Source organism: Streptomyces sp. NPDC005070 (assembly GCF_053600395.1).
The window spans coordinates 1-1,600 of the sequence record NZ_JBSFZS010000475.1 but is presented as its reverse complement, the minus strand read 5'-3'; the positions used below and the strand labels follow the sequence as shown (position 1 = coordinate 1,600).

Genomic DNA, 1,600 nt, shown 5'->3' with positions numbered 1-1,600 from the left:
GGTATCGCCCGGCTTTGTCGGGGCAGCGAGCGCGACCGATTTGCCTCCGACCCATCCAAGCCGTGCGGTGCTATCGACCGGGGTCTGGGTGTTGTACTTCGATGCCACGGCGCTGCGCAGCAGACTGCTGCGGGAGCCCAGCTCGCTGACGAACACCACAGGGGCCGTGAACGACGTCCGCTGCCCCTGCCAATCTATGCCAGTGAAGTGCAGCGGCATGGGGGCGGAACCGGACTCAGCAAGGAATGCGTAGGCGGTGTCTGCTCCTGCGACCGGAGTGGCAGAAACCGAAACGTAGGGTCGCGCCGTGTCGAGTGTCGGAGTCGTACGGGTCACTGCCTGAACCCGACGAAACGGCATCGCTCTGCCGCCGCTGGGCATGTTCTGGTCGCCTTCGTAGCGACGCTCGCGTTCGAGGACGACCAGGAAGGTACGAGTACGCAGAATGCCGCTCGGGGTGCCGGCTGCGTCCGGCTCCATCTGGCGTTCAGTGACCTTCACATACGCCGCACGGTGGCCAAACGGCAGGAGGTAGCCGTGTTGAGCAACACGAACTTTGTGATCACGTCCCAGACCCATGCTGTGCGACCACTCAGACAGCCCCGAGGAAAAGGTGCTGCCGGTGGTGTCCCAGGAGCCGTGCGCCTCCAGGCCGGCGCCCAGGGCTGACAAGGACAGCAGGTCGGCCTCAATAGGTGCGGGCAACGACGATGTCTGTACAGAGAAGTCAGACGACAGCCGGACAAGGTCGTACCGGTTGCGGGGAGTCAGCGATGTCGGATAAGGGCCGGCGGTGGGCACGGCCGGGGGGTTACTGAGCCATGACGGCATTCGCGAGTCGCGGAGCCAAACTGCTCTCAGCGGCCGGGCCCCGTCGTCCTCGCGCACAATCCATCCGCTGTCACCTCCGGCATCCACCCGGGAGCCAAGTCGTGTGTTCCACAGTTCCGTCCAGCTGCTGGGCGAGGAGGGAACGGCAGCCGTTTCCACATGGCACCACCCACTGCTGCTGTCGGGAGAGACGACAACACCGAACGGCACTTCCAGAGACGTTTCGTAACTCGTGGGCACACGCAACTCGCCCTGGAATGAGTCGGGTACATCACGCCCCTGCGCGTTCGGAACGAGTCTGGAGGGAAAGCCGGCCCAATGCAGCAGCCCAGACGTGGTGTACGGCAGAGGGAGATGGTCGGTCACGTCAAACGCGAGGCGGCTTGCGGCACCCCACTCCAACGAGACCGGCGCCTGGCCCACAGCACCGGGATCCGGAAAGGAGCGCTCCTGCGCCGACTGCGGGCCGAAGTCCACAACGATAAAGGCCGGCTGGGTCGTGTCCTGCTTAACGAGCGTCGGTGTTCCTGACTTACCACCGACCTGCAGGTTGACCAGCAAAAACTGCAGGTTCAACATGTCGTCCCGCCGACGGAGCAGCACTGTGCGAACGGGCAGGGCCGTAGCCCGCTCGGCAGAACCTCGTCCTGCGGTTGGGGCTATCCCCTCGAGTGCTCCCACGGCAGCAGCGACGGCGATACCTGCCGCCGCCGAGCCGGTGAGACCAGGACGGTCACCGCGAGCATCGGGGCCCGGGACGCGGGCAGTT

The 1,600-nt window shown here is 65.3% G+C and carries 1 pseudogene; it reads right to left on the bottom strand.

Annotated features, from left to right (window positions below):
• A pseudogene (locus tag ACWEBX_RS40385) lies at window positions 1-1,410 on the bottom strand (hypothetical protein); the annotation flags it as partial.
• Window positions 1,411-1,600: the final 190 nt, after the last annotated feature.